Origin of the sequence: Oikeobacillus pervagus (assembly GCF_030813365.1) — a bacterium.
GTDB lineage: Bacteria > Bacillota > Bacilli > Bacillales > DSM-23947 > Oikeobacillus > Oikeobacillus pervagus.
Genome location: NZ_JAUSUC010000032.1, coordinates 1 through 20,207, shown reverse-complemented (window position 1 = coordinate 20,207; position 20,207 = coordinate 1). Strand labels below are relative to the sequence as shown.

Annotated in this window: 25 protein-coding genes; 17 read left to right on the top strand and 8 right to left on the bottom strand. The window is 36.3% G+C overall.

The features are described from left to right. Positions 1-31: 31 nt before the first annotated feature. Entirely contained in the window at positions 32-1,414 is a 1,383-nt protein-coding gene (gene gdhA / locus J2S13_RS11900; protein WP_307257988.1) for an NADP-specific glutamate dehydrogenase, read from the bottom strand. 340 nt (positions 1,415-1,754) lie between these two features. Here gdhA and J2S13_RS11895 point away from each other — a divergent pair, with 340 nt between their 5' ends. From J2S13_RS11895 to J2S13_RS11885, 3 genes are all read left to right on the top strand, one after another. Beyond that, a complete protein-coding gene (locus tag J2S13_RS11895; protein ID WP_307257986.1) occupies positions 1,755-2,408 on the top strand; it encodes an SIMPL domain-containing protein in 654 nt (217 codons plus the stop codon). Between the two features lie 206 nt (positions 2,409-2,614). After that, on the top strand, positions 2,615-4,327 hold the full coding sequence (locus J2S13_RS11890; protein WP_307257985.1) for a methyl-accepting chemotaxis protein: 1,713 nt from the start codon (positions 2,615-2,617) through the stop codon (positions 4,325-4,327). Between the two features lie 115 nt (positions 4,328-4,442). After that, a complete protein-coding gene (locus tag J2S13_RS11885; RefSeq protein WP_307257984.1) occupies positions 4,443-5,588 on the top strand; it encodes a DEAD/DEAH box helicase in 1,146 nt (381 codons plus the stop codon). A 299-nt stretch (positions 5,589-5,887) separates the two neighbouring features. On the opposite strand, the gene J2S13_RS11880 is transcribed toward J2S13_RS11885, so the two are convergent. After that, a complete protein-coding gene (locus tag J2S13_RS11880; protein WP_307257983.1) occupies positions 5,888-6,085 on the bottom strand; it encodes a YfhD family protein in 198 nt (65 codons plus the stop codon). 97 nt (positions 6,086-6,182) lie between these two features. Next, positions 6,183-6,308, bottom strand: coding sequence for a YfhE family protein (locus tag J2S13_RS11875; RefSeq protein WP_307257982.1), 126 nt, complete (start codon positions 6,306-6,308; stop codon positions 6,183-6,185). A 151-nt stretch (positions 6,309-6,459) separates the two neighbouring features. Here J2S13_RS11875 and recX point away from each other — a divergent pair, with 151 nt between their 5' ends. Continuing rightward, on the top strand, positions 6,460-7,251 hold the full coding sequence (gene recX / locus J2S13_RS11870; RefSeq protein WP_307257981.1) for a recombination regulator RecX: 792 nt from the start codon (positions 6,460-6,462) through the stop codon (positions 7,249-7,251). A gap of 86 nt (positions 7,252-7,337) precedes the next feature. Next, entirely contained in the window at positions 7,338-7,670 is a 333-nt protein-coding gene (locus J2S13_RS11865; protein ID WP_307257980.1) for a YfhH family protein, read from the top strand. Positions 7,671-7,691: 21 nt separating this feature from the next. Here the strand turns inward: J2S13_RS11865 and J2S13_RS11860 are convergent, their stop codons facing one another. Both J2S13_RS11860 and J2S13_RS11855 read right to left on the bottom strand, forming a co-directional pair. Further along, positions 7,692-7,850, bottom strand: coding sequence for a YpzG family protein (locus tag J2S13_RS11860; protein ID WP_307257979.1), 159 nt, complete (start codon positions 7,848-7,850; stop codon positions 7,692-7,694). A gap of 45 nt (positions 7,851-7,895) precedes the next feature. Then, a complete protein-coding gene (locus tag J2S13_RS11855) occupies positions 7,896-8,066 on the bottom strand; it encodes a small, acid-soluble spore protein K (protein WP_307257978.1) in 171 nt (56 codons plus the stop codon). A gap of 119 nt (positions 8,067-8,185) precedes the next feature. Between J2S13_RS11855 and J2S13_RS11850 the strand changes: the two genes are divergently transcribed. After that, positions 8,186-8,449 (top strand): YfhJ family protein, encoded by a 264-nt coding sequence (locus J2S13_RS11850; RefSeq protein ID WP_307257977.1) that lies wholly within the window; start codon positions 8,186-8,188, stop codon positions 8,447-8,449. A gap of 126 nt (positions 8,450-8,575) precedes the next feature. Here the strand turns inward: J2S13_RS11850 and J2S13_RS11845 are convergent, their stop codons facing one another. Then, on the bottom strand, positions 8,576-9,562 hold the full coding sequence (locus J2S13_RS11845; protein WP_307257976.1) for a metal-dependent hydrolase: 987 nt from the start codon (positions 9,560-9,562) through the stop codon (positions 8,576-8,578). A gap of 119 nt (positions 9,563-9,681) precedes the next feature. Here J2S13_RS11845 and J2S13_RS11840 point away from each other — a divergent pair, with 119 nt between their 5' ends. Continuing rightward, positions 9,682-9,990: a hypothetical protein gene (locus tag J2S13_RS11840; protein ID WP_307257975.1), complete on the top strand. Its 309-nt coding sequence runs from the start codon at positions 9,682-9,684 to the stop codon at positions 9,988-9,990. A 54-nt stretch (positions 9,991-10,044) separates the two neighbouring features. Next, complete coding sequence (mutY, locus tag J2S13_RS11835) at positions 10,045-11,130, top strand: A/G-specific adenine glycosylase (RefSeq protein WP_307258004.1); 1,086 nt, start codon at positions 10,045-10,047, stop codon at positions 11,128-11,130. A 52-nt stretch (positions 11,131-11,182) separates the two neighbouring features. Here mutY and yfhS read toward each other — a convergent pair whose 3' ends face one another. Continuing rightward, entirely contained in the window at positions 11,183-11,362 is a 180-nt protein-coding gene (yfhS, locus tag J2S13_RS11830) for a mother cell protein YfhS (RefSeq protein ID WP_307257974.1), read from the bottom strand. Between the two features lie 81 nt (positions 11,363-11,443). On the opposite strand from yfhS, the gene fabL reads away from it, so the two are divergent. Both fabL and J2S13_RS11820 read left to right on the top strand, forming a co-directional pair. Then, the gene (gene fabL / locus J2S13_RS11825; RefSeq protein WP_307257973.1) at positions 11,444-12,193 is read left to right on the top strand and encodes an enoyl-[acyl-carrier-protein] reductase FabL; all 750 of its coding nucleotides are present in this window, start codon (positions 11,444-11,446) and stop codon (positions 12,191-12,193) included. A 65-nt stretch (positions 12,194-12,258) separates the two neighbouring features. Then, the gene (locus tag J2S13_RS11820; protein ID WP_370874029.1) at positions 12,259-12,570 is read left to right on the top strand and encodes a gamma-type small acid-soluble spore protein; all 312 of its coding nucleotides are present in this window, start codon (positions 12,259-12,261) and stop codon (positions 12,568-12,570) included. Positions 12,571-12,681: 111 nt separating this feature from the next. Here the strand turns inward: J2S13_RS11820 and purU are convergent, their stop codons facing one another. Beyond that, the gene (gene purU / locus J2S13_RS11815) at positions 12,682-13,572 is read right to left on the bottom strand and encodes a formyltetrahydrofolate deformylase (protein WP_307257971.1); all 891 of its coding nucleotides are present in this window, start codon (positions 13,570-13,572) and stop codon (positions 12,682-12,684) included. A 102-nt stretch (positions 13,573-13,674) separates the two neighbouring features. Here purU and J2S13_RS11810 point away from each other — a divergent pair, with 102 nt between their 5' ends. From J2S13_RS11810 to J2S13_RS11780, 7 genes are all read left to right on the top strand, one after another. Next, on the top strand, positions 13,675-13,809 hold the full coding sequence (locus J2S13_RS11810) for a hypothetical protein (RefSeq protein WP_307257970.1): 135 nt from the start codon (positions 13,675-13,677) through the stop codon (positions 13,807-13,809). Next, positions 13,796-14,050, top strand: a complete 255-nt coding sequence (locus J2S13_RS11805; RefSeq protein ID WP_307257969.1) for a YgaB family protein — start codon at positions 13,796-13,798, stop codon at positions 14,048-14,050. Before J2S13_RS11810 ends, J2S13_RS11805 begins: the two co-directional genes overlap by 14 nt. A gap of 157 nt (positions 14,051-14,207) precedes the next feature. Further along, positions 14,208-14,738 (top strand): nucleoside tri-diphosphate phosphatase, encoded by a 531-nt coding sequence (gene ntdP / locus J2S13_RS11800; RefSeq protein WP_307257968.1) that lies wholly within the window; start codon positions 14,208-14,210, stop codon positions 14,736-14,738. A gap of 220 nt (positions 14,739-14,958) precedes the next feature. Continuing rightward, on the top strand, positions 14,959-16,707 hold the full coding sequence (locus J2S13_RS11795; protein ID WP_307257967.1) for an ABC transporter ATP-binding protein: 1,749 nt from the start codon (positions 14,959-14,961) through the stop codon (positions 16,705-16,707). A gap of 416 nt (positions 16,708-17,123) precedes the next feature. Next, complete coding sequence (locus J2S13_RS11790) at positions 17,124-18,116, top strand: ABC transporter ATP-binding protein (protein ID WP_307257966.1); 993 nt, start codon at positions 17,124-17,126, stop codon at positions 18,114-18,116. Then, positions 18,109-19,077 carry an ABC transporter ATP-binding protein gene (locus tag J2S13_RS11785; RefSeq protein WP_307257965.1) on the top strand — a complete coding sequence of 323 codons (969 nt, stop codon included), beginning with the start codon at positions 18,109-18,111 and terminating at the stop codon, positions 19,075-19,077. The genes J2S13_RS11790 and J2S13_RS11785 overlap by 8 nt, the downstream gene beginning before the upstream one ends. 63 nt (positions 19,078-19,140) lie before the next feature. Beyond that, the gene (locus J2S13_RS11780) at positions 19,141-20,130 is read left to right on the top strand and encodes an ABC transporter substrate-binding protein (RefSeq protein WP_307257964.1); all 990 of its coding nucleotides are present in this window, start codon (positions 19,141-19,143) and stop codon (positions 20,128-20,130) included. Positions 20,131-20,207 lie beyond the last annotated feature (77 nt).

The window sequence follows — 20,207 nt, the reverse complement described above, 5'->3', positions numbered from 1 at the left end:
TGATTTCACCGATTGCTTCCTTTCATAACTATTAAATTACACCTTGGGCAATCATGGCATCTGCTACTTTTCTAAATCCGGCAATGTTTGCACCGACAACAAGATTACCTGGATGACCGAATTCTGCTGCAGCATTCATACTGTTTTTGTAGATATTTTCCATAATGACATGTAATTTCGCATCTACCTCTTCAAATGTCCAAGCAAGTCTCATGCTATTTTGTGACATTTCTAATGCAGAAACTGCTACACCACCAGCATTTGCCGCTTTAGCTGGTCCGAATAAGACATGACTATTTAGGAAGATTTCAATAGCATCAAGTGTAGATGGCATATTTGCCCCTTCACCAACTGCTTTTACTCCATTGGCAACGAGGATTTTCGCTGCTTCTTCATTAATTTCATTTTGTGTCGCACATGGAAGTGCAATATCACATGGAATGCTCCAAATACCTGAACAACCTTCATAATACTCGGCATTAGGATGTTCTTTTACATATTCACTAATTCTTTTTCTTTCAACTTCTTTTAGTCTTTTGATTGTTTCCAAGTCAAGTCCGTCTTCATCATATATATAGCCATTGGAATCACTACAAGCAATTACCTTTGCACCTAATTGTGTAGCTTTTTCAATCGCATAAATGGAAACATTCCCTGATCCTGACACGATCACTGTGCTTCCATCAAAGCTCTCACCCTGATCCTTTAACATTTCATTTACGAAGTATACAACACCATATCCTGTTGCTTCCGTTCTAGTTAAGCTTCCACCATAACCGATTCCTTTTCCTGTAAGAACACCAGCTTCATATCCACCGCGAATTCTCTTATACTGTCCGAATAAATACCCAATTTCTCTTGCACCGACACCAATATCACCTGCAGGGACATCTATATCAGGACCAATATATTTAGAAAGCTCTGTCATGAAGCTTTGAGTGAATCGCATAATTTCGTTATCGGATTTCCCTTTAGGGTCAAAGTCTGATCCACCTTTACCTCCCCCAATAGGTTGGGCAGTTAGGGCATTTTTGAAAATTTGTTCAAAACCTAAAAATTTAATAATACTGCTGTTTACAGAAGGATGGAAACGAAGTCCACCTTTGTAAGGACCGATAGCACTATTAAATTGAACTCGATACCCACGATTGACTTGAATTTTCCCTTGATCATCTATCCAAGGAACTCTAAAAATAATCAATCTTTCTGGTTCAACAAGTCTTTCTAAAATGGAGTTTTCCATATATTTTGGATATTTAGCCAATACAGGTACGAGTGAATCTAATATTTCTTTAACTGCTTGGTGAAACTCGTTTTCTCCTGGATTACGGTTTGTTACTTTCTCATAAACGTTATTTACGTAGTTTTTCGCCAATTTCATTTCCTTTTGATTCAATTCTTGTGTGATTGTCATAAATTATCCCCACCACTGTATGAATTTTGAGAATTTTTGTTTATCTAAGTATATTTTATAGTTTTTTAATCGTTCGAATCAATACAATAATTAGATGGAATTAATGCCAAAATGATATGAAATGGGATGAAACCGCTTTACATAGGGAATATAAAAAAAGAAATATTTATGAATATTCAGTGACATGCATGAAAAATCACTTTTTCGTCACATTTTTGGGGGATACTTCCAATTATTAATGATTTCATTTTTCTTCGCACAACATTATTATGACCACTTCACACAAAACTAGACATTGGCGAATAGATTATAAAGATTGTAAAAGAGGAGGTGTTGTTAGATGACCACCCGTCATCGGCCTACACAGATAAAAAAATTGCATGTTAACGGAGACTATACGATTTTTGTCACACCAGATCAAGTTCAAATTAACATTGGAATCGTGACAGAAGGAAAAAATGTAACGGATATTCAAAAAAGAAATGCAGAAACAACGTCTGCTGTTATTTCAGCTATTTTGCAACTAGGAATTGCAAATGAAAAAATAAAAACGACTGAATTTCGTATTGAACCTGTTTACGATTTTGAAAACGGTCAACAACATTTTATAGGTTATCGAGTCATCCATCAACTCCAAGTTAATGTATCAGATATAGCGCTAATCGGACCAGTTATTGATCAAGCGATAGCCAATGGAGCAACATCAGTTTCCAATATTCAATTTAGTGTCTCTCATCCAGAAAGATATTATCAAAATGCATTAAAAAAAGCGATTGAAGAAGCACACCAAAAAGCAATAGTCATTTCCCAAACGATAGATGCCGTCTTAAATCCCACTCCATTGAAGATTGAGGAATTATCTAATCGCCCTGTTCCATATCAATCAGTGCAGTTATTCAAAAGTAGTGCCACTCCGATTCAACCAGGGGAAATGGCTATTTCAGCAAATGTAAAAGTGGAATATCAATATTTTCCACGACATAGACAACAGTAATTGGAGCTAATGATTAGCTTCCAATTTAAGTATATACATTCTACTCTTCTTAAAACTTTGAATCTGAGAGAAAAAGTGTCACAAAATAGCCATAATTCCCTCCTGATACCGCTATCATCCATCTCTATTTGATATTAATGTGTTATAAATATATGGTATAATAGGTATTATTTACTATGACTTTAGGGAATGCAGGAGGGGAGAAAATGCGGAAGTTTTATGATTTAAAGATTGTCAAGAAACTAACATTATTAGTATTGATCTTACTCATGGCAATGGGAATCGTTTGGTTTCTCGGAGATCGAAATGTAAACAGAGCAAACGAAAGCTTAAATGAAATGTACAATGAGAACTTAATTCCTATAGGTGATGTTATAACAGTTCAATCAAACCTTCATACAATTGAGGGAGGCGTCTTCGAGTTGATCTTACAAACGGATCCTGAAAAGAAAGAGGAAATCTTATCGACAAGAATTAAGAAAATGTCGGAAGAAAATAATCAACTTTTGAAGGAACTTTCTACTACTCATTTAGATCGTGAAGAAAAGCAAATTTATGATCGCTTTATGGAAAATTTACAACGATTCCGTGAAGAACGAAATCGAGTAATCGAACTTGCATTAAAGAATAAACAGGAGGAAGCATATACTGCTTATGAGAAGATTAAACCCCGCATGGAGATACTTGCGAGTGATATTCAAAAGTTTAGTGATTTAAATGAGCAGTACGCGATAGATGCTGAACGACAAGCACAAAAGAGAGCAATAGTTTCTAATAGGGTGATGATGATTAGTCTTGGAATAGCACTACTATTTTCGGCAATCTTAAGCTATTTTATTATCACCTCCATTACAAAGCCATTAAAAGAATTGAATAGCTTGACACTTAAAGTATCTGAAGGAGATTTAACCGAAATATCTAACATTCATACAAAAGATGAAGTTGGTCAATTAGCAGGTGCTATCAACCAAATGATTACTGATTTAAGGAGAATAATGGGGAATATTTCAGGAACAACTCAAGAATTAACAGCTGCATCGGAAGAATTATCCGCAAGCGCCGATCAGTCTTCTACTGCCACAACTCAAATTGCAACCGCCATTCAAGAAGTGGCCAATGGAATGGAAAATCAGATGGTTAGTACGAGTGAAACGGCAAAAGCTACAGAGGAAAACTCCAAAGGGATTCAAAGAATGGCTGAAGCTGCCCATGCGGTTGTCCAAGCATCTAATGAGACAGTGAAACAAGCTGAGAAAGGAAATGAAGTTATTCAACAAGCTGTCCATCAAATGGGGACAATTGACACAACCGTTCAACAGTCTATTAAAACCATCCAGCTATTGGAACAAAGCTCTAAGGAAATTAATAATATTGTCACGATGATTTTAAATATCGCAGACCAAACTAATTTACTTGCTTTAAATGCATCCATTGAAGCAGCTCGGGCAGGGGAGCATGGGAAAGGATTTGCTGTTGTGGCGGAGGAAATTCGAAAACTAGCGGAGCAAACTTCCCAATCATCCAATAAAGTCTCGCAACTTGTGCAAGGGATTCAAACATCTTCTGCGACCTCTGTAGAAGCAATGAACCAAATCAATGTAGAAGTCACAAAAGGCCTTAAAGCAGTAAAATTATCCGGGGATTATTTCCAACAAATTGTTGAGGCAACTGAAAAAGGGGAAGCCCAAATTCAAGAAATATCGGCTACAACTGAGCAAATGTTTGCAAGTTCTGAAGAGGTTTCAGCATCTGTTGATAGCATTGAGGAAATTTCAAGACAAACGAATGACCATACACAGAGTATTGCTGCCTCATCTGAAGAACAGCTAGCAACGATGCAAGAAATATCAGCCGCTGCCGAAAGCTTAACAAAAATGGCTGAGGAGCTCCAAAAGGTTACATCCATTTTTAAAGTTTAATTCGATAGAGGATCTTATGGAAAGAACGGAATAAATGGCTATTCCGTTCTTTTTTGTAGTACACTAAAAAGAAGTAGATTACATGAAATTTTTTCATAAAGAAAGGAAATAAATTATGGATACAAATCAGAAAACCAGTTGGACCACTTTACAAATATTGAAACCTTTTATCCAGGAAGCTTGGAAAGAATCTTCATTTGCGGAACCAACACCCGTTCAAAAACAGGCCGTTCCAATTATTATGGAGGGTGAAGATGTTATTTGTGAATCACCGACTGGAACTGGAAAAACCATAGCTTATCTACTGCCTATATTGAATCAAATTGATGAGCAGAAAAAAGGTTTACAGGTGGTTATTTTAGCCCCTTCACGGGAACTAGTAATGCAAATTGCCGAGGAAATTAGAAAATGGACAAAAGGTTCTGGCATAGTAAGTACTTCTTTAATCGGTGGGGCAAATATTAAGAAACAAGTGGAAAAATTAAAGAAAAAACCACAAATTATTGTCGGAACAACGGGTCGAATAATGGAATTAATCAAAATGAAAAAACTGAAAATGCATGAGGTCAAAACGATTGTCGTAGATGAGTTTGACATGTTAATTGAACAAGAGCATATCCAACATATTACAAATATTATTAAAAGTACATTAAAAGAAAGACAATTATTATTTTTCTCTGCTACGATTTCAGAAAAAACAAAGCAATTTGCTAATGAGTGGATGAAAGATCCAAAATGGGTGAAAATTAACCGAGAGGATTCGAGCAATAATGTAGAACATTTGTATGTTGTTTGTGAACAGCGAGATAAAGTAGATGTTTTGCGGAAAATTTTACACACATCGGATATGAAAGCTCTTGCTTTTATAAAAAATACGGACAAGCTATTTGAATTAGAATCAAAATTGAAATACAAGGGGATCTCACTTGAAATATTAGGAAGTGAGGCCAAGAAAAAAGAACGGGAGCAGGCTCTTAAGAAGTTTCGAACCGGGGAGATTTCTTTATTATTGACAACGGATGTTGCGGCAAGAGGGTTAGATATTGCGGAGATTACTCATGTGTTCCATGTGGATTTTCCGAGTAAATCGAATCAATATATTCATCGATCTGGAAGAACAGGTAGAATGGGAGCAAAAGGAACGGTCATTTCGCTCGTAACGAAACGTGAGGAAAGTTTTTTAGAGAAAATGAGTTCAGAATTACAAATTTCCTTTAAAAAGAAACGTTTATTTAAAGGAAAATTAATAGATGAGAAATAAACAATTTGGCAAAACAGACTTCAACATGGGTTTGTTTTGCTTTTTGTTACAAAAAAGTTGTACACATCTCTTTTAATATGAAGGAAGGTGAGTAATATAAGACTTTTCTGAACATTTACACAAATCTATCCACATTATCCACAGAATTATATGGAAATTATAAAAAATACATCCACAATTTAGTGGTATTAAAGACTTGGTATTCAATCTATTCTAAATATTGCTCACATTACTAACATCCTGTTTATAACTTTATTCACAAAAAGGGAAAAGCAAAGTGCTTTTCCCTTAGAATTCCGTTATTTTTTCTTACGTTTTCTATTCGTTTGTACGCGTTGATTGGCAGCATTTGCGCGTGCTTGAGCTTCTAGATCAGCTGCGTCTGCTAATTCTTGCGAGAATTCTTCATCATAGCCATCTGATTTTAAACCTTTAGGAACTTGAGGTAATGTTGCTTTATTTTTATCACGTGTTTTTTGTTTTTTTGCACGACCCATTACTATTACCCCTTTCAATGACATAATAAAAGGGAAATCCCCTTCAATTATATCTTGATCAAATTTTGAAAAAATAGTACAGGGAATAATCTCCTTCTTATTGTCCTTTTTTGCTAATATATCCACCTGCACGATCCGCCATTTTGAATTCTCTAGAATATGTAACTTCTTGATAACTTGACAATGTCCCTTTTTTCATATTGTCTAGTTTTTTCTTCTTCATACGTGAACACCTAGCCTTTCCAAAATTTATAAATCTTTACTATTTTCCCCTTTAAATAAAGAAAACATTCAGGTATTTAAGCTAAATATGAACGATAGACTGACCAAACATTTGGCATTATGTTAAATTAGGAGTGAGAGGTGAAGGGAAAATGCCAATCATAACAAAGATTTCCGTTCAACAAAAAAACAAAGAAAGATATAATATTTTCCTGAATGATGAGTATGCTTTTAGTGTCGATGAAGCAGTGCTTACTCGCTTCCAATTAAAAAAAGGGAAGGATGTATCTCATCACGAAATACAGGAATTTCAAATAGCGGATGATTTGAGAAAGAGCGTTAATAAGGCGATTCATTATTTATCAAGAAGAATGAGATCGGAACAAGAAGTAAGAAACTATTTGCGTAAAATAGAAGTAGAGGAGGCTATCATTCAAGCAGTTATTGATCGGCTTTATGAATTAAATTACTTAAATGATGATGAATTTACCGAAGCTTATGTAAAAACACAAATGAATACTACTGATAAAGGGACTGAATTAATAACGAAGGAGTTAAAGGAAAAGGGGATCCAGGATGATTTAATAGATAAACATTTATCCATATTTCCTGAGGAGTTACAACTAGAAAAAGCGGAGAAGATTGTCCAAAAAATCGCATTGAAGAATCGAAATGAATCAGCCGTTCAAATAAAAAAGAAGGCCGAACAATCATTGAGAAGAAAAGGTTATTCCTGGGGAGTTATTACACAAATAAAGGTCGAGACCAAAGAAGATGACTGGGAAGTTCTTCTGTATCAATTGGAAAAGGCAAAAAGGAAATATACTCGTTTTTCAGGCTTTGAACTTGAAATGAAGATAAAGCAATATTTGTACAGGAAAGGCTTTTCATTTGACCAAATTGAAAAGGGAATTCGCTTCATTAGAAATACGGAAGGGGATTAACTATTATAGCGGTGCTGTGTTTTCTTTTCTCTTTCCTTCATTGAATTGTTTCACTTATACTTAATTTGAAAAGAGGTGTACAACGAATGAATTTTGAAAGACGATATAGTGAGATGACCGTATCTGAATTAAAAACAGAAATTGCTACATTAAAGGAAAAGGCAAGAAAAGCTGAACAACTTGGAATTGTAAATGAATTTGCTGTGTTAGAAAGAAAAGCGACAATGGCAGAGGCATATTTATTAAATCCACAAGATTTTAAACCGGGTGAAACTTACGAAATAATCGGTGATGAGGCAGACTCCTTTAAAGTGGATTATTTGAACGGAGTGTTTGCCTGGGGGCATAGATTAAAAACCCCAGGGCGAGAAGAAGCCATCCCAATCTCTTTATTACGATTAGAGTCACAAGGGGAATAATCTCCCCTTGTAAGCAAATGATTATGACCGTTTTCTCGTTTCATTTTCAAGGATGATCAAATTTTGCGATTTTTGAGTTTCACCATTCACTTGAGAATGAGCATGTTTTGCACGAAACCAAGCTTTATTAAACGGACTTGTGTAAATATCCCTTGTGCCATTATTTTTTGCTTTTCCCACGGTGATCCACTCCTAATGAATATTTTTCGCAAATTGAACCTTCACTTAAATGAATGTGTCGTCTTCACGTTGATTAGAGGCTCTCATTCGTTCTTGAGGATGTGTATTAATTGTTCCGTTCGCTCTTCTTGATGCATATTCAGCTTTAGCACGCGGTTCTCCTTCAAACTTATTATTGTTCTGATTCGGGAACCCTTTCGCTTTATTACGGACCATGTAAAACCCTCCTCTTTATTTCTCGCGAGAAATGGAACCTCGCGTTTATAGTATGAATCGAACAATCGTACATTATCATGAACAACTTGATTTAATATATGGAAAAGGTGTGAATGAATATGGAAGAAACTTTTCATACATTAGCTAAGGAGTTAATGCACAAGAACCAACAATTAACTTACGAACGAGCGAGAACATGGGTGGAATTACTTTGGGAGGATTTTGAGTCTACATATGCAAAGGCTGGAAAGCAATATCAAGGGATGGAAATGACCGAAAAAGTGGTCAGGCAGCTCATTCAAAATTATGGAGATCGTTTACATGAATTTGCTGCAAAAAACCCAAAATATTCTCATTTGCTTAACGATAAAACCATTCATTAAAAACAAAAGCAAAAGTGCCTGTTCATCGGTGTATGGATTTCTTAAGTTTAGACTGAGATGAAGGGTTTTCTCATTTCTAAAACAATAAAAAAGTGGAAAAACGATAATCACGTCTTTCCACTTTTTTTAGTTTGATCCTGGGGCGAAAGTTAATTTTTTGCGTAACTTCTCTTCGCTGAAAATCCACCCTGTATAGGACCCAATAATATGATAGTCAAAATCTAATTGGACAACTGCAACAAAAGGATAATAGCCATTATTTCGATAACGTAAATCGATAAATTTTACTTCATAGCAGTCGTTATATTCCGCCATTTCCCATCGATAAACAGGTGAAAAGGAAAGAAATGCGGCTAAATTTTTGTCCGTTTTTGCTTGGTTAAATAAAGGCGAATCTGGAACAGGAATTCTTTTAAATTTGTCCAATACGGTGACAGAACGACGGAAGCCTCTAGCCACGTAGAAATAGTCTTTTGATTTTACCGCAATTCGCCACTGTGTCGTTCTCATCGTTGGAGCAATGATAATTTCCTCCGCGTCAGGAATTAAATGATGAACCCGCGAACGTATCGCTCTCTGCATAAGAAATCGTAAAATGTAATATCCAACTAGGATGATATAAATGATTAAGAAGGTAATTCCAGGGTCTGCCCCTAATAGCCAAAATATGAGACCAATCACATGAATTGCAAAGATAAAGGGATCAAATGTATTAATCATTCCTAATGCAATCCATTTTGACGAAAAAGGTCGCAATGCTTGTGTGCCATAGGCATTAAATATGTCGACAAAAACATGAAGGAAAACAGCTATTTGTGTCCAAATCCATAAATGTAGCCTATTTGCATCAGGGAAAAACGGGGTTAAAACAATAAATATAAGCAAAGGCCAAAGGAGAACCGCGGGAATAGAATGGGTAACTCCTCTATGGTTACGTATATAAACGGCATTATTTCGTAATTTCAATACCGTGTCGACATCAGGTGCCTGTGAGCCTAAAATAGTGGCCACCAAGACAGCGTAGGCAGTTGAAGAGTTCTCAGCTACAATGGGGTCCAATGTAGCTAAACCACCTAGTGCAAACCCCATAACTAAATGAGTACCAGTATCCAAACGATTCCCCCCCCTTATTCTGAAATTTATCCCGCCTTAACGGGCAATAGAACCTCTAAGGTCCAATAAGTTGAACTTTATACTTATAGAAATAATATGGTAAAAAAGGATGAAAAGCAATGAATAACTCGTTACAAATGATGATTCAATACAAAATAAAAGCATGTGCCAAGAGAGAATATGAACTCGTCGTCCATTCTATGATGAAAGAGTTGCAAAAGTTCGGGGTCGAAAATATCAAGTTTCAAAAAGATACGTTATTTAATGATGAATATTGGGAATTTTTTAAGATCCCAACCGTATCCCATTTCCATGCTTTAAAGAAAATTCGCATGTCAAAAAAACATCCAATCTTTGGCAGACTCCATGAACTTTTAGATGATGAGCAAGGGGCAATTCAATGTTATGCTATAAGGACAATGTATTAAAATATTATTCCCAATCGGAACGCGAAAATAACATGGAGGTTCAATGTGAAGCAAATGAAAATACCAAACATAGAACATCTGCAGATCGAATCCTTTCAGCAAGATCTTGTGGGATGGTATGAAAAAGAAAAAAGAGATTTACCATGGAGAAAAAGCAAAGATCCTTATAAAATATGGGTGTCTGAAGTGATGCTACAACAAACAAGGGTAGATACAGTCATCCCCTATTACGAGCGCTTTATGGAAAAATACCCTACTATCGATACATTTGCTAAGGCAGAAGATGAAGAAGTATTAAAAATATGGGAAGGATTAGGGTATTACTCTCGTGTACGCAATCTTCATTCTGCTGTGAAGGAAGTGAAGGAGAGGTATGGAAGTAAAGTTCCAGATACATTACAGACGATTTCAACGTTAAAGGGGGTAGGGCCTTATACGGCCGGAGCGGTTTTAAGCATTGCTTACAACCAACCTGAACCAGCAGTAGACGGGAATGTGATGCGTGTTATTTCAAGAATTTTATCGATTTGGGATGATATCGCTAAGCCTTCTTCACGAAAAATATTTGAAGAGGCTGTGCGGAAACTGATATATGAACAAGACCCATCCTCTTTTAATCAGGCTTTAATGGAATTAGGAGCATTAATTTGTACCCCTACTTCTCCATCTTGTTTATTATGTCCAGTTCGAGATCATTGTTGTGCATTTCAGGAGGGAGTCCAAACTGAATTGCCAGTCAAAACAAGAAAGAAAAAGGTTCGACACTTACACTTATTCGCCATTGTTTTGAAAAAAGAAGGGGAATTTTTGATCCATAAACGAGATGAAACAGGGCTGTTAGCAAACCTTTGGGAGTTTCCAAATGCAGAGTTAAGTGAACTTCTCTCGCCGAAAGAGCAAATGATGAATTTTCTTCAGGACGAGTATGGAATTGATGCTAAAATAGAAACAGGCGTTTTTACGAAAATTCAGCATGTTTTTTCCCACCTAGTTTGGGATATTGATGTATATGCAGGGGAAATGATGTCGGAAATAACAGAATCCACTCGTCTAAAATTAGTGAATAAAGAAAGGTTAATAGAATTTGCCTTTCCTGTTTCACATCAAAAAATTTGGCGGGAATATCAAACGCGTGAATGATATTATAGGGAGGGTAGCAATCGGTCACATACCGATTGCCACAATTAGCCTGTTATTTCAATCCACCGCGACGGGTAATTTCCTCGACAATTTCCCGGTGGATCGTTTGACCTTCGACATTCAAATACGGAACAACTTGTTGAAGGGCATGGTGGAAATATTGTAATTCATCTTGTTTCCAATCTGTTTTTGACATCATTGATAATTCAGTCATATCACGTCCAGCATACATAATGTCACCACCTATATGATCTTAAACATAGTTTACATGTCTATTTATTATTCTAAACAGGAAAAGGAAGGAAGAAAGATTATGACACAAAAAGTCGCATTAGTAACAGGAAGTAGCCGTGGAGTTGGAAAGGCAATTGCTTTGCAACTTGCAAAAGAAGGTTACAATATTGTTGTGAATTATGCCAGAAGCAAAACGGCCGCACTTGAGGTAGCAGAAGAAATCAAACAAATGGGTAGAGAAGTGCTGGTTGTTAAAGCGAATGTCGGGGATATGGAAAAAATTAAGAATATGTTTAATCAAATTGATGAAACATTTGGACGGCTTGATGTATTTATTAGTAATGCTGCATCAGGTGTACAAAGACCGATTATGGAAATTGTAGAAAAACATTGGGATTGGACGATGAATATCAATAGTAAAGCCTTGCTATTCTGTGCACAAGAAGCGGCGAAATTAATGGAACGAAATGGCGGAGGTTTTATTGTCAGTATCAGTTCTCTTGGAGCCATTCGTTATTTGGAAAACTATACAACCGTTGGGGTTTCGAAAGCGGCAATTGAAGCGTTAACAAGATATTTAGCTGTGGAACTTTCAACAAAAAATATTATTGTAAATGCTGTCTCAGGTGGAGCGATTGATACAGAGGCTTTGAAACATTTTCCTAATCGTGAAGAACTTCTAAATGATGCGAAAGAAAATACTCCGGCAGGCCGTATGGTCGAAATCGAGGATATTGTACATACTGTCATGTTTTTAGTCTCTGACCATTCATCGATGATCCGTGGACAAACAATTATCGTCGACGGCGGACGCTCTCTTCTAGTGTAAAAAAGTTAAAAAACTTTTGGATAAAAACCACCTCCTTGGACAAATTAATTGACGTGGAGGTGATAATGATGGCATTTAATAATCAAAGCAAAACAAATGCACAACACGTAAGACAACAAAATGCTCAATCTGCTCAAAAAGCACAGGGTGCAGCTGGTCAATACGGGACTGAGTTTGCATCAGAAACAAACGCACAAGAGGTAAGACAAAAAAATGCGCGTTCTGCACAAGGAGCAGCTGCTAATGCAGCGAATGCAGCTAACCAATTTGGAACTGAATTTGCATCAGAAACGGATGCACAACATGTAAGACAACAAAACGCTCAAGCAGAAGCTCGTAAAGCACAAGCTTCAAGCAATAACTTTAACCAACAATAATGAATAAAAAAATCAGGCTGCTTTTTGAACAGCCTGATTTTTTTATTAGGAAAAAACTGTGGATAACCCTTTAAGGATGTTGTCCACAGTAAGCCTTCAACGCATTTGTAATTATTGGAATACTACAGTCTTATTTCCATGTACAATCACTCGATCTTCCAAATGCCATTTTACCGCTTTGGCTAATACCCTTCTTTCAATTGATCGGCCAATTTTCTTTAAGTCCTGTACTTGGTCGCGATGATTTACCCTTGCAATATCTTGTTCAATGATTGGTCCTTCATCTAAATCATTCGTAACATAATGGCTTGTGGCTCCAATTAATTTTACCCCGCGTTCATATGCGCGTTCATATGGTCTAGCCCCGATAAATGCAGGTAAGAATGAATGATGTATATTAATAATTTGTTTTGGAAATTGTTCAACAAAATGTGGGGTTAAGATTTGCATATAACGTGCCAGTATAATTAAATCAATTTGATGATCTTTTAGTAATTGAATTTGTTTTTCCTCTACCTCTTGCCGGATATCTTTATTAGCAGGGATATAATAGAATGGAATTCCTAATGCCTCAACTATATCTCTCGCTTCTTCATGATTACTGACAACAAGTGCGATATCGGTCATAAGATCGCCACTTTGCCATTCCCATAATAATTCTAATAGACAGTGAAGCTCCTTTGAAACAAAGATCGCAGTTTTTTTGAGCTTATGAACATAGGTGAAATTCCACTCCATTGAAAATGATTCAGCCAATTTTTCGAAATCCTTTTCTAAAGAAGCGGCATGTTCTTCTAAATTTTCGCAGTCAAACTCAATCCGAATAAAAAAGGTACCACCTTTAGGGTCCATCGAATATTGGTGTGATTCGACAATATTTGAATGATGTTCAAATAAAAAGTTTGATATAGCTGCGACAATCCCTGGTTGATCAGGACATTTTACTAATAAACGTCCGCGATTTTTTGATTGAAAGGTAATTTTATCAGTTATGTTTGACATAATTCAAAACGACTCCTTTTTCTTTCTAAATAAAAATTATATTGGAATAAAGGAAAAAATGAAAGTATCTCATCCGATTTTTAAAATAAGGAAAGAAAACATGTGATTTCCTTAAGAAATCCTTTCGACAAAACAGGTGGGGAGTTGACATTAATAGATGAAGGATATTCAGTAGAAAAACAGAATGTAAAAGGAGGGAATCGAAAAAAGGATGGTGAAGGTGTTGAATCAATTTAATGAGTTAGTATTAGAGCAAATGAAAACGATGGATAAGTTATTATACTTGCAATCCGAAATTGAACGTTGTCAAGAATTAGAAGGAGAATTAATGAAATTGCATGATCTTGCAAAACTGGATTCTATCAAACAGGAAATTAATGAGATGAAAAAAGAATTAAAAGAAATTCAACAAGTTTTTGAAGCTCAAACAGACCAAGTGATTCGCACCTATCAACAACAAAATCGTGTATTATCTTGAGCCATTTATATTTAGATGGCTCTTTTGTTTTAATTTTTCACTTGAATCGTTATAATAATAAAATGAGAAGCGATTTTTATTTAAATAAAAATAGATAAAGAAAAGCAAGTAGAGGAGTGGTCTACTTGAGACTATTAATGAAAGTAGGGGAAAATTCATGGCTATTCCCACGGAAGGTGAATCGATACAAATTCATAGCTATAAGCATGATGGTCATATTCATCGCGTTTGGGAAGAAACCACTGTCTTAAAAGGTACTCGGAATCTTGTGATAGGTGGTAATGACCGAACAATTGTTACGGAATCAGATGGAAGGACATGGGTTACAAGAGAGCCAGCGATTGTGTTTTTTCATGGTGAGCATTGGTTTAATATTATTGGAATGATTCGTGAAGATGGGATTTATTATTATTGCAATATTAGCTCACCTTTCGTATATGATGACGAAGCGTTAAAATACATTGACTACGATCTTGACATTAAAGTTTTTCCTGATATGACATTTAATCTTTTAGATGAGGATGAGTATGAAGAACATCGAAAGCAAATGGGTTATCCGGAGGTAATTGATCAAATATTAAAGCGCAATGTGGATACATTAATTCGTTGGATTCGTCAAAGAAAAGGACCGTTTGCACCTGATTTTATCGACACATGGTATGAGAGATATTTAACCCATAGATGTTGACCGTGATAGGGGCAGAGGGTTGTCTCACATTGAAGTCTGTAACAAAAAGACAGGCTTTTGTGAGGCAGCCTTTTTCATTACTTAGCGTATTTTTAGCTCACTTCCCTACGATGAGTCAACATTGGCTCGTGAACGAACTTGCTGTGTTTCCTTTATCTCGCCTGCGACTACGAAATCCGTACGCTTGATGCGCTTTTGTTCTATGAAAGGGGGAAGTGTCATGGGAAGCATGAGAAGATATATGAAGTTTGTCCAGCCATATAAATGGAGGATTATCGCGACAATAGTAATTGGAATCATCAAGTTCGCCATTCCATTGCTTATTCCATTGCTCATTAAATATGTAATTGATGATGTTGTCGCAAGTGATACATTATCTTCATCGGAAAAAACAACAAAACTTTTCTTAATGACGGGATTGATGTTCGCCATATTTTTACTTGCCCGTCCACCTATTGAATATTATCGCCAATACTTTGCTCAATGGACAGGAAGTAAAATTTTATATGACATCCGTGATCAATTATTTTCACATATTCAAAAATTAAGCTTTAAATATTATTCGAATAACCGTGCAGGTGAAATTATTTCTCGTGTGATTAACGATGTGGAATTAACAAAGAATTTCGTGATCACAGGTCTTATGAATGTCTGGTTAGATGCCGCTACAATTTTGATTGCGATTGGGATTATGCTATCGATGAATGTGAAGTTAACTTTAGTTGCCCTTATTGTCTTTCCGTTTTATGCTCTATCTGTTCGTTACTTTTTTGGTAATCTTCGGAAATTGACAAGGAATCGCTCCCAAGCCCTGGCCGAGGTTCAAAGCTATCTTCATGAGAGAATTCAAGGAATGCCTGTTATTAAGAGCTTTGCAATTGAACATTATGAACAAAAACGGTTTGATGCTCAAAACTCTAACTTTTTGGATAAAGCATTAACTCATACTCGCTGGAATGCGAAATCTTTTGCTGTTGTCAATACGATTACAGATATCGCACCGCTTATTGTCATTGCATATGCCGGATATCAAGTAATCCATGGGAATTTAACGGTGGGGACGATGGCAGCTTTCATTGCTTATGTTGATCGCTTATACGACCCACTTCGAAGATTAGTGAACTCTTCCACAACACTAACACAGGCTGTTGCCTCAATGGACCGTGTGTTTGAATTCATTGATGAAAAATATGATATCGTTGATCAACCGAATGCGATCCAGTGTAAAGAAGTAAAGGGAGAACTCGTATTTGATCATGTTCATTTTTCATATGATGAAAAAGAAAGAGAAGTGTTGAAAGACCTTTCCCTCCATGTACAACCAGGAGAAACAATTGCTCTTGTCGGAATGAGTGGGGGGGGGAAATCCTCACTCGTCAGTTTGGTTCCTCGCTTCTATGATGTAACGAGGGGACGAATCTTATTAGATGGGACAGATATTCGGGATTTAAAGGTTAGAAGCTTACGTGACAATATTGGAATGGTTTTGCAGGATAATATTTTATTTAGTGAATCCGTTCGATTAAATATATTATTAGGAAAGCCAGATGCAACAGAGGAAGAAATGATCGCAGCTGCTAAAGCCGCCAATGCTCATGAATTTATTATGAATCTACCAGAGGGCTATGATACAAAAGTGGGAGAAAGAGGAGTGAAACTTTCGGGAGGACAAAAACAGCGTGTCGCGATCGCAAGGGTCTTTTTAAAAAATCCTCCTATCCTTATATTGGATGAGGCCACATCCGCACTAGACCTTGAAAGTGAACATGTGATTCAGGAAGCGTTAGAAAAATTGTCTTCTAATCGCACAACCTTTATCGTGGCTCATAGACTATCTACCATTACTCATGCCGATCGCATCGTATTGATCGAACATGGAGAAATAATGGAGATAGGAACACATCAACAATTAATGGAAAAAGAAGGACATTATTATCAACTATTTCAAGTGCAACAATTAGATTCGTAAAGTGCCTAATAACGGCACTTTACTTTTTTTGGAATCTTTTAAACAACCTATTTTAATGCAGTGAAACTTAAAAGTATTAATAGAATGAAGGGTATTTTGTGAAAATATATAGTGAAAAAGTCTTGGTTTTCGACTTTTATCCCGCCTTAACGGGCAGTAAAACTTCACCCAAAATGATTTAGAAACAAAGAAGATAGGTAGGGGATAACTGCCCCTAAAGGTGATAAGATCAACTAACATTTAGTGGGAGACGAAGTTTTACTTTATCGTATAGGAAATATTAATTTATGATAATATACTCATACTTTTCTTTAAATGGTATTGTATTATTAAAATAATAATGATAAAATTCTGAATACATTATATAAAAAGAACATTTAGAATAATGTAAACACCCTTAGGAAAGGAGTGACGATATGGCTCAACGATTATTGGAGATTAAGGATCTGCAAACTTCCTTTCATACAGATGATGGGAAAGTAACGGTTGTGAATGGGGTGAATTTTCAAGTTGCGAAAGGGGAGATAGTAGGAATTGTCGGAGAGTCAGGCTGTGGAAAAAGTGTGACCTCACTTTCGATATTAGGTCTTATTCCAAAGGCCACAAGTGAAATTAAAGGGGAAATTTTATTCAATAGTGAAAATTTAATAGCAGCAAGCGAGAAAAGAATGAGGAAACTTCGGGGGAATGAAATCGCTATGATTTTTCAGGAACCTATGACAAGTCTTAACCCAGTTTTTACAATAGGGGAGCAATTATCAGAAGTGCTAAAAATACATAATAAAAGTTTGACGAAGAAACAAGCGAAATTGCGAGCAATTGAAATGCTAAAAAAAGTCGGATTGCCACGAGCAGAAGAATTAATGAAGGAATATCCCCACCAGCTTTCAGGGGGAATGAGGCAAAGAGTGATGATTGCTATTGCTATGATTTGTGTACCAGAATTACTTATCGCTGATGAACCTACTACGGCATTAGATGTGACCATACAAGCACAAATTCTTGATTTAATGAGAAAGTTAAATTCGGAAACAAATACGGCAATTATGCTCATTACCCATGATTTGGGAGTTGTAGCGGAGATGTGCCATCGCATCATCGTGATGTATTCTGGCAAAGTGGTTGAGGAAGCGGATGTCCGAACAATTTTCAAAGATGCCAAACATCCCTATACGATTGGTTTGATTAAATCAGTACCAGATATGAGAAATAAAATAGACCGCCTATACTCCATACCGGGAAATGTACCGAAACCTGGTTCCATCCAAAAGGGCTGCCATTTCGCCCCACGCTGTACCCATGCAATTCAAAAATGTTTGGAAAAGACACCTAAATTAACGAATGTTTCGCAAAATCAAAAGGTTAGATGTTGGTTATATACTGAAGAGGGAGAACAAATAAATGACTGAGCCATTATTACAAGTACATAATCTGCGAAAAAGCTTTCCTATTCATGGTGGGATCTTTGGGAAAAAGATTGGAGAAGTCCGAGCTGTGGACGGTGTGAGCTTTCAAATTCAAAAAGGAGAAACATTAGGATTAGTAGGGGAAAGTGGATGTGGAAAATCCACAACAGGTCGTATGATCCTTAGATTGTTGGATCCGACAGAGGGAAGGATCCTCTTTGAAGGGAAAGAATTAACTGAATTATCCAAAAGAGAAATGAGGAAAATGAGAAAGGAAATGCAGATGGTCTTTCAAGATCCATACGCCTCATTGAATCCCCGACATACTGTTGAGAAAATTTTAGAAGAACCGCTAATCGTTCATGGGATGAAAAATAAGCAAGATCGAAAGAAACGAGTGCATGAATTATTAGAAATTGTCGGGTTAAACAGCTTTCACGCAAAACGATATCCCCATCAGTTTAGTGGTGGTCAGAGGCAAAGAATTGGAATCGCTAGAGCATTAGCTGTTCAGCCGAAATTAATTATTGCAGATGAACCTGTATCTGCTTTAGATGTTTCGATTCAAGCACAAGTATTAAATTTATTACAGGATTTACAAAAGGATTTTGATTTAACTTATCTATTCATTGCGCATGATTTAGGGGTTGTTCGTCATATAAGCGATCGTGTCGGGGTTATGTACCTTGGAAGAATAGTTGAACTATCTGAAAGTGACAAATTATATCGATCCCCGAAGCACCCATATACTCAAGCACTTTTATCAGCCGTGCCTATTCCAGATGTGGATCATCACATCGACCGAATGATTTTAGAAGGAGATGTCCCAAGTCCATCTAAACCATCGAGTGGATGTCCATTTCATACACGTTGTCCCAAAGTAATGAAAGCGTGTTCATCTGAGCTTCCGCCATTTAAAGAAGTGAAGAATGGTCATTACGTAGCTTGTCATCTTTTTGAATGACAGCTTGTAATTATAAATGAAAATTGTTCAATATATTGAACGATCAGAAAGAGGGGAAAAGATGTGAGAAAGAAGTTAGTAAGTGCTCTAGTATTATTATTAGTTTTATCCGCTGCACTTATAGGCTGTACATCATCTAAAACAGATGGCAAAAACAGCGGAGGATCCAAAGGGGGAAATACATTAATATACGGTAAAGGCGGCGATGCGGATAAATTAGACCCAGCTGTTGTAACAGATGGTGAATCCCTAATCGTCACGGAACAAATTCTCGAAACAATAGTTGATTTTGACAAAGATTCAACCGAAATCGTTCCAGGATTAGCAAAAAAGTGGAACATTTCAGAAGATGGGTTGACTTATACATTTGAACTAGAGGAAGGCATTAAATTTCACGATGGAACCGATTTTAATGCAGAGGCTGTAGTAAAAAACTTTGAAAGATGGGCAAAAAGTAAAGATGAAGCTCAATTCGCCTACTATAAGTCTCAGTTTGGAGGATTTGAAGGAGAAGAAAGCGCAGTTATTAAAGAAGTGAAAGCTGTTGATAAACATAAAGTAGAGTTTACATTAAGTCGCCCACAAGGACCGTTTCTGAAAAATTTAGCCATGTCTCCATTTGCAATTTCAAGTCCTGCAGCAATCGAGAAATTTGGAGATAAATACAAAGAAAATCCCGTTGGAACAGGTCCTTTCAAATTTGAAAGCTGGAAACGAAATGATACGATTACGGTTGTGAAAAACGAGGATTATTGGAAAAAAGGACTTCCCAAAGTAGATAAAGTGATTTTCAAAGTAATTGAGGATAACTCGGCACGGTTAAATGCTTTAATTAAAGGAGAGTTAGATTTAATTGATGGCTTAAATCCTAGTGATGTAGGAAAAGTAAAGGAAACAAAGGATTTGAAAATCTTTGAAAGACCATCTATGAATGTAGGATACTTAGGCTTTAATGTAGAAAAGGAACCATTTAATAATGTGAAAGTTCGCCAAGCACTAAACCATGCTGTCAATAAAGAAGCATTAATTAAAAACTGCTTCTTCGCTGTTTAAAGTGTCATAGTAGTGTCCATACTGAATTCTAAACTAATAGAATTCAGGTGATGGAATATGTTAATAGAAGTTCAGGA

Excerpts from the sequence above, each read along its gene's own strand:
- gdhA (WP_307257988.1), bottom strand. The coding sequence starts at position 1,414 with ATGACAATCACACAAGAATTGAATCAAAAGGAAATGAAATTGGCGAAA.
- J2S13_RS11895 (WP_307257986.1), top strand. The coding sequence starts at position 1,755 with ATGACCACCCGTCATCGGCCTACACAGATAAAAAAATTGCATGTTAAC.
- J2S13_RS11890 (WP_307257985.1), top strand. The coding sequence starts at position 2,615 with ATGCGGAAGTTTTATGATTTAAAGATTGTCAAGAAACTAACATTATTA.
- J2S13_RS11885 (WP_307257984.1), top strand. The coding sequence starts at position 4,443 with ATGGATACAAATCAGAAAACCAGTTGGACCACTTTACAAATATTGAAA.
- J2S13_RS11880 (WP_307257983.1), bottom strand. The coding sequence starts at position 6,085 with ATGGGTCGTGCAAAAAAACAAAAAACACGTGATAAAAATAAAGCAACA.
- J2S13_RS11875 (WP_307257982.1), bottom strand. The coding sequence starts at position 6,308 with ATGAAGAAGAAAAAACTAGACAATATGAAAAAAGGGACATTGTCAAGT.
- recX (WP_307257981.1), top strand. The coding sequence starts at position 6,460 with ATGCCAATCATAACAAAGATTTCCGTTCAACAAAAAAACAAAGAAAGA.
- J2S13_RS11865 (WP_307257980.1), top strand. The coding sequence starts at position 7,338 with ATGAATTTTGAAAGACGATATAGTGAGATGACCGTATCTGAATTAAAA.
- J2S13_RS11855 (WP_307257978.1), bottom strand. The coding sequence starts at position 8,066 with ATGGTCCGTAATAAAGCGAAAGGGTTCCCGAATCAGAACAATAATAAG.
- J2S13_RS11850 (WP_307257977.1), top strand. The coding sequence starts at position 8,186 with ATGGAAGAAACTTTTCATACATTAGCTAAGGAGTTAATGCACAAGAAC.
- J2S13_RS11840 (WP_307257975.1), top strand. The coding sequence starts at position 9,682 with ATGAATAACTCGTTACAAATGATGATTCAATACAAAATAAAAGCATGT.
- mutY (WP_307258004.1), top strand. The coding sequence starts at position 10,045 with ATGAAAATACCAAACATAGAACATCTGCAGATCGAATCCTTTCAGCAA.
- yfhS (WP_307257974.1), bottom strand. The coding sequence starts at position 11,362 with ATGTATGCTGGACGTGATATGACTGAATTATCAATGATGTCAAAAACA.
- fabL (WP_307257973.1), top strand. The coding sequence starts at position 11,444 with ATGACACAAAAAGTCGCATTAGTAACAGGAAGTAGCCGTGGAGTTGGA.
- J2S13_RS11820 (WP_370874029.1), top strand. The coding sequence starts at position 12,259 with ATGATGGCATTTAATAATCAAAGCAAAACAAATGCACAACACGTAAGA.
- purU (WP_307257971.1), bottom strand. The coding sequence starts at position 13,572 with ATGTCAAACATAACTGATAAAATTACCTTTCAATCAAAAAATCGCGGA.
- ntdP (WP_307257968.1), top strand. The coding sequence starts at position 14,208 with ATGGCTATTCCCACGGAAGGTGAATCGATACAAATTCATAGCTATAAG.
- J2S13_RS11795 (WP_307257967.1), top strand. The coding sequence starts at position 14,959 with ATGGGAAGCATGAGAAGATATATGAAGTTTGTCCAGCCATATAAATGG.
- J2S13_RS11790 (WP_307257966.1), top strand. The coding sequence starts at position 17,124 with ATGGCTCAACGATTATTGGAGATTAAGGATCTGCAAACTTCCTTTCAT.
- J2S13_RS11785 (WP_307257965.1), top strand. The coding sequence starts at position 18,109 with ATGACTGAGCCATTATTACAAGTACATAATCTGCGAAAAAGCTTTCCT.